Raw genomic sequence first — 7,233 nt, forward strand, 5'->3', positions numbered from 1 at the left:
AGTCTCACGTCCGGTTCTGAAGACGAGCAAACCCTATAAAGGACAACCGGAAATGGGTCTGCTTAGTTTAACAACTGGGGCTTAAGTTTATGGAATGCTGCATACATTGATGGTGACAAACCAAATGTTTCCTTCGGAATGCTGCGCAAACGTAAGCTAAGAGAGGTTTTTACTAACCACACAAAACCTCTTTATCCCTGGATGAAAAACTTGTCGTCTAAAGTCTATCAGTATGCTTTTATAAACTTAGGTGAAGCATTTAAGAGGTTCTTCCAAGGGTTGGGTAAATATCCAAGATTTAAGAAGAAAGGTAAACATGATTCCTTTCCTTCGGAATGCTACGCAAACACAATAGATAATTGTGGAAAACCAATAGAATTAAATGGATGGAATCATAAATTACCTTTTATTGGTGTTGTTAGAACTTATGAACCCATTGAGCTCTCAACTCAAAAAATAACTATTAGTAGACAAGCGGGTTCATGGTATTTAAGTTGCAGCTATGAATTTACTAAAGCTCCAACTCCAAAAACTACTGAAGTCGTAGGTGTAGATTTAGGAGTAAAAACCTTAGCAACTTTAAGTGATGGGAAAGTATTTGAAAGCGTAAAACCACTTCAGAGATTTGAAGCCAAACTATCCAGACTACAATACATTAACCGCAATAAAATAATTGGTTAAGCTAACTGGAAAAAAGTACAATTAAAGATAGCTAGGCTGCATAGACGAGTAGCTAACATCCGCAAAGATGCAGTTCATAAATTGACAACATACTTAGCCAAAAACCACGGCAGTGTTGTGATAGAAGATTTGAATGTGAGGGGAATGTTAGCCAACCATAAGCTAGCTAAATCAATAGCCGACCAAGGATTTTATGAGTTTCGGAGACAACTTGAGTACAAGTGCCAATGGTACGGTTCTAAGGTGGTAGTAGCAGATAGATTCTTTCCATCATCAAAGACTTGTTCTAACTGTGGCCATGTTCAGGATATGCCATTAAATCTCAGGACTTATGATTGCCCAGAGTGTGGCTTGTCAATAGACAGAGATTTAAACGCCAGTATAAATTTGAGAGATGCGGTCGGCTTGACCGTCAATGCCTGTGGACGGAGTGCTGCCGACAGTTCCGGTAGAAGCAGGAAGTAAACATTAAAATGTCACTATATGACGTTTTATATCGGTTTTATGAAGCAGCAACAAGTAAGAGATTTCTATCACATTACAAGTAAAGAAGCATTTTGGCCGATTCTTCATTCTTTTCCCTGGTATTTCACCTCTGAAACCACAGATTGGGAAAACTTCCAACTAATTAATCGGAAATTTGCCGAAGCTGCTTGTGAAGAAGCTGCCGATGATGCTCTGATTTGGGTGCATGATTACAATCTCTGGTTAGCGCCCAAGTATATCCGAGAAATGAAACCTAATGCCAGGATTGCATTTTTTCATCATACTCCTTTCCCATCTGTAGATATTTTTAATGTATTACCTTGGCGAGGAGAAATTGTTGATAGCTTGCTTTGCTGCGATATTGTGGGTTTCCATATTCCACGGTATGCCGAAAACTTCGTGAATGTAGCTCGGAGTTTGCGAGAAATTGATGTTGTCAAAATTGAACCTGTACCAGAACATATTACCAAAGTAGGTATAGCTTTAGCAGAACCAGAAGTCACTACTCAGATCCGTCACCAAGGTCAGTTAGTCAGAATAGACTCTTTTCCTGTCGGAACTTCTCCAGAATATATCAAGAGCTTAGTAGAAAAACCAGAAACTCAAGCATTGATTGCATCTATTAAAGAAAAGTATCAAGGACGAAAGTTAATTATTGCCGCAGGTCGTATTGACTATGTGAAAGGTCACCGTCAAATGTTGGAAGCTTTTGAACGTTTGTTAGAACGTCGCCCAGATTTGCATGGCAAGGTTAGCTTTATTGTTAGTTGTGTTGCTCCAGCAAAAGGAATGCAAATTTATGACACTACTAAACAAGAAATTGAGCAATTAGTAGGGAAAATAAACGGGCGGTTTACTAGGTTTTCCTCTGATTGGATTCCAGTTTTGTTGTCTACAGAAGCTTTATCTTATCAATCACTTTTAGGTGATTTTGCTGCCTCCGATATCTGTTGGACTACTCCTTTGAGAGACGGTCTGAATTTAGTGGCAAAAGAATATATTGTTACTCGCCAAAATAGAGATGGGATATTAATATTGTCTGAGTTTTTGGGTGCAGCAGTGGAATTGCCAGAAGCTATTTTAACAAATCCTTACTCTGTTAAGTCTATGGATAATGCCATTGAACAAGCATTAGAAATGCCTATGGAAGAACAAAAGCAAAAAATGACAAAAATGTATGAAACTGTTTGGAAATATGATGTGAGATGTTGGGCATATCATATGTTTGAGCTGTTTCAAAATACCACCCATGATGTAGTTTCTGAATAGTAGAAGGTTTCTCTGTAAAGATATAACAATAGTTCATTAATTGATAATTGATAATTGATAATTGATAATTACCTCTGGTTAAAACCGGAATTGAATATAAGGAATATTTTCTTTTTTTTTCCTTAAAATAGTCCGCTTTAAACCAGAATAATTAATAATTATTAATTTGTAAATTTTTCTAAGAGGTCATTTCAGTTATCAGTTATCAGTACTGACCACTAAAGCCGGAGGCTTGAAATACTGAACTGAATATTTCTTTCATACCCTTAAAAGAGGAGGCTTTAGACCTCATTTTTTGGTGTTGCACAATCAGGAATGATGTAATCGGAACATTTGATATTTTTGAATAATTCTTTCCTCAATATATTTACAGTTGAAAATCTACTATCATTCTTTAATGTGCAACCCCCATTTTTTGGTAATAAAAGAGAAAAATTACTGCACCTAATAAAATTTAAGAAGCAAGGAGATAACATCATAATTAATTGAATACTTATAAATAATTATTGCTCTGCTGATTTAAATATCAAAGCATTGACTGATATTGGTTTTAGGCAAATTATGTCTAGAAATTATATGAGCTTTTCAAAAGCGATAGTTAAAAAAGTGAGGATTTTCGGGCAGCTATAGCAGAAAAATTACTATGACTATTATGAATGGCCACTAACTCTGTAATCCCCATTTATTCTACGTTCGCCCCTACTCCCTACTCCCTACTCCCTACAAAGAGCAAAAAGACTTTCCATACGCAAACCCTAATTAGAGGGGAGTCAAAACTCAGAATTCACCAAGTCAGCAAAAAAGAATTTATACCAAATCTGATTACTATAGACCACAATCTTAGGACTCGTTTCATTAATGGATAATGGATAATGGATAATTACCTCTAGTTAAAACCGTTACGGAATTGAATATAAGGAAATATTATTTCTTCTCTTGGTCAATTGGATATGGTTAGGAAACCCATCCATTCCACCCTACGGGAAGCTGGGCTAACGACCGCTTTTTTTTCCCTTTGTAGAGCGACAGCTCGCGGCGCAGCCAAGGGAAGGCTTTTGACCTGAATTATTTAATTAACAATTATTAATTATTAATTATTCGATAAAAATAACTATTACAGTTTTTTTGATGGAAGCTGTATTTCACAATTTATCCCAGATAAAATTTGTACAACTTATTTTTACATGGCTCCTTACTATCAGCATTAACTGACATTTTGACTTGTTATATTAAATCCGTTTAATTCGGTATAAAAAAATGTTCCATCTTCAACCATTACCAAATATTTCTCGAGTTCCCCTACTCCCCTACTCCCCTACCCAGCATCTAATTACACTGATGCTACCGGATTTGATATTACTGTGATTGGAGCCAGGAAAAGTGTTACAAGAAAGTTGAATACTATCCTCAATTTATGGAAGAAAATTTCATTCCAGATTATGTTATGGAAAGTACTGAGTATTCTCAGAATACAGGAGTTACTGCTGAGTTTCTTTAGCTATTTTGGTATAGCAAAATCTTTCATCTTAACTTATGGGTAGAGTGTGAATAGATGAACAGATTAATGGTAATTTTTCTGTAAATTACTATTAACCTACTCTACTAACTTCTATCAAAAATTGAGTAATTAACTAACAGGTAAAAATCATAAATTATGGTAAATAAAATATCTCAAGCTGATAAAAGAAGAGAAATTATTAAAACTTTCGACTCTGCTTATCCAGTATCTAGCGAAAAGGCAACTTTAGCAATTATAGGTGCAGGTGCATGGGGTTCTGCTTTAGCAAAATTGGCTGGTCATAATCAACATGAAATACATTTATGGTCTCGTAGCTTGAATGTCAATTTATCAGAAATACTCCAAGATGTTGATATTATAGTTTCGGCAATTTCTATGAAAGGAGTGAATGAAACGGCAGAAAAAATCAAAAAAATTGGATTATCAGAAAAGGTAATTATTGTGACTGCTACAAAAGGATTAGATCCAGCAACAAGGCGGACTCCTTCTCAGATTTGGGAAACAAATTTTCCTAATAATTCAGTTGTGGTTTTATCTGGTCCTAATTTATCAAAAGAAATTAATGATAAATTACCTGCTGCAACGGTAGTTGCTAGTAAAAATAAGGCAGCAGCAACAACAGTACAAAATATTTTTGCTTCTGGTTTATTTCGGGTTTATAGTAGTCCAGATCCTATTGGTACAGAGTTAGGTGGAACCTTGAAAAATGTTATTGCTATTGCTGCTGGAGTTTGTGATGGTTTGGAACTTGGTACTAATGCTAAATCAGCTTTGTTAACTCGTGCTTTGACAGAAATGATTCGGGTTGGTAATCATTTAGGCGGACAAACTGAAACTTTTTTTGGGTTATCTGGTTTAGGAGATATGTTGGCAACTTGTAGTAGTTCTTTGAGTAGAAATTATCGGGTTGGTTATGGTTTAGCTCAAGGTAAAAGTTTGGAGAAAATTTTAGACGAATTACAAGGTACTGCTGAGGGTGTTAATACTACGAATGTTTTGATCGATCTTGCTTACCGAGAGGAAATTCGCGTACCTATTTCTCATCAGGTTTTTCTTTTATTAAATGGCAAAATTACTCCAGAAGAAGCAGTAGTAGCTCTGATGGAAAGAGATTTGAAAGCTGAATTTTGTGATTGATTCTCAACTGAAAGCTCAAAATATTGTGGATTAGTAATGTGTTTTTTGTTTTAAGTAGTTAATGGTACTTAGACATTTTTTGGTAGGAAAAATGCGTCAAAGTTAGTCTAGACAAGGGAATTACGTCGATGCGTTAAAAATGGCTAGCACCCTTAGTAATTCAGGATTTTACCTTTTTGACGTAAAACCCTATGTCTATCTATATTTGAGCCTATTTTATGGCTTTTTTTTGTGTAAGTCCCATTAAGCAAAATTAATTATATATCTACGGCTCTTGTATAATATAAGTATATTTGTTGTTCTCTGTTATCTACTTTTATCAAATGTCAAATTAATTTTCATGGATACCTGTAGTAGGGAACAGCTCCATCAGGCAATAAGTAACCTTGGGAAAAAATCAAACCGTGTTCGATTTATCATCAGCCTATCTCAAGCACCAACCTTTTCTTTAGCTATGTTTTTATAGCTGCACGAATATTTATGATTGTCAGTAGTAAAACAGCAAGAATTTCAGAAATTCTAATCCTCTAGTCTAAGAAAAATTAGTTTTTCCTGTGATGCTCAGATTTTCTCAAAATTTATAGTAGTCGAAAGAAAGGTTAGGAAAGATCAAAAGCTTAAAACTCAGACAACGCAATATTCTTCCTTCTTCTTCCTTCCTTCTTCTGATCTAAACATAGTAAAACTCAGCCTAAGAGCAAAAACTAGCTAGGCAGTAGAACTAAATATAGGAACAATCTATTGGATATGCAGACTAGGAAATGGCAATACTGCTGATACCATGCTTGTCTATGGCTTCGACAGATTCAGGAGGTGAGGATTCTATCTCCCAATCTGGGAAAACTTTACGGATAACCTGAATATGAGGATCAACCTCAATCCAAAGCCTTGCTCCGCCAGCCTGACTGCGATTTGGCTTGTGAGGTCTGTAGATGATTTTGCAAGGTCCGACTATTTCCGCTTCATGGCATCTATGATTGCGATCGCCTTGTTTAACAGAGATAGCCGGATCACTGGTACCGTTGTCTCGGTTATCATCAATTACCTTTCGCACAATGTGAATAAAGGTATTGCCTGTACGCTTTCCTTTGTTCCAAGTACCTTGTGGACCTCGAAGACCAGGGGTTATTTCAGGCATTCCCCGATTGTTTAGAGGAATTGCCCAAAATCTACCTTTTTTCTTCGCTCCAATAACCCGACTTTGTTTCAAGAGCAGTCTGAGTCTGGCAGTAGAAATATTTAAGAGGAATGCTGCTTCCGTGGTTCCTACTAACATTGGCCTAAACTATTTCGGAATGATTTTTCAAATATACCACGCTAAAGTGTTCTGAAAAATTTTTCAGAATTTATAAGAGTGGTAAATAAGTAGTAAAATTTATTATACCATTTCTGGATAATGTAAGTATAATAAAAATGTTCTATTGAAGCGATCTAGAAGGAATATCCCAAATTTATGCTCCGTTTCTAGTGTTCGGTTTTGAATTTACCGAAAAATTGTGGGTATGCGCCTCCCCTTTTAAGGGAATAAAAAGCGGTCGATCTTCGGAGCTTCCCGTAGGGTGGGAAGGCGTACTTCGGAGCGGCTTTGTCACTCTTCAGGTTTCGGAGCTGGCCAACCATCGACCAAGAGAAAAGAGAATATTCCTGATGTCAAGTCTCCTGATTACAGAGCTACTGATAACTGAGACACCTACCACCTACCACCTCAGAAGTTTACCGGAAAATTGGGGTAGGCGCCTCCCCCTTTTAGGGGGACTTTTTGTTAATTAGGGCTGGCAAGTACTTTATTTGTCTGCGATAATTTGATCGTAGCATTATGGCACTCAAACTTTTCTATGCTCGTCTACGAGATGAAAATGCAAGGCACAGAAAATCATTACAGAAAGCTAGATTCAGCTATTCTTACTGGTAGATTTGTGCGTAACAGCATTATCAGAGCTTGGATAGATTGATCGTAAATAACTATTCCAACAGAAATTGGATAGAGGTTTTTTACCGATAAGCAATCATGATGGTTAGGATTAAAAGAACATCAAGTAATAGATAAATGGAGTATAGAACGCCATTTGATCTAGAGTATTTTGTGCCTATACTTTGATGATTTGGCATCAGCTAACTGGAGGATTACAGAGGTAATGGGG

General features: G+C 36.3%; 3 protein-coding genes and 3 pseudogenes. 5 read left to right on the top strand and 1 reads right to left on the bottom strand.

Going from position 1 to position 7,233, the window contains the following annotated elements; translation table 11 throughout:
- Nucleotides 1-72: 72 nt before the first annotated feature.
- From F6K27_RS31670 to F6K27_RS31680, 3 genes and pseudogenes are all read left to right on the top strand, one after another.
- Nucleotides 73-1,146: pseudogene (locus tag F6K27_RS31670) on the top strand (RNA-guided endonuclease InsQ/TnpB family protein); the annotation flags it as partial.
- 18 nt (nucleotides 1,147-1,164) lie between these two features.
- A complete protein-coding gene (gene ggpS, locus F6K27_RS31675) occupies nucleotides 1,165-2,436 on the top strand; it encodes a glucosylglycerol-phosphate synthase (protein WP_287279790.1) in 1,272 nt (423 codons plus the stop codon).
- A 1,654-nt stretch (nucleotides 2,437-4,090) separates the two neighbouring features.
- Entirely contained in the window at nucleotides 4,091-5,092 is a 1,002-nt protein-coding gene (locus F6K27_RS31680) for an NAD(P)H-dependent glycerol-3-phosphate dehydrogenase (RefSeq protein ID WP_124145510.1), read from the top strand.
- A gap of 754 nt (nucleotides 5,093-5,846) precedes the next feature.
- Here F6K27_RS31680 and F6K27_RS31685 read toward each other — a convergent pair.
- Nucleotides 5,847-6,368 (bottom strand): DNA-binding protein, encoded by a 522-nt coding sequence (locus F6K27_RS31685; RefSeq protein ID WP_192901139.1) that lies wholly within the window; start codon nucleotides 6,366-6,368, stop codon nucleotides 5,847-5,849.
- 559 nt (nucleotides 6,369-6,927) lie between these two features.
- On the opposite strand from F6K27_RS31685, the pseudogene F6K27_RS31690 reads away from it, so the two are divergent.
- Nucleotides 6,928-7,041 (top strand): annotated as a pseudogene (locus tag F6K27_RS31690) (RNA-guided endonuclease TnpB family protein); the annotation flags it as partial.
- A 2-nt stretch (nucleotides 7,042-7,043) separates the two neighbouring features.
- Nucleotides 7,044-7,225, top strand: a pseudogene (locus F6K27_RS31695) (IS701 family transposase); the annotation flags it as partial.
- Between the last annotated feature and the right edge of the window lie 8 nt (nucleotides 7,226-7,233).

Origin of the sequence: Okeania sp. SIO2F5 (assembly GCF_010692685.1) — a bacterium.
Classification (GTDB): Bacteria; Cyanobacteriota; Cyanobacteriia; order Cyanobacteriales; family Microcoleaceae; genus Okeania; species Okeania hirsuta.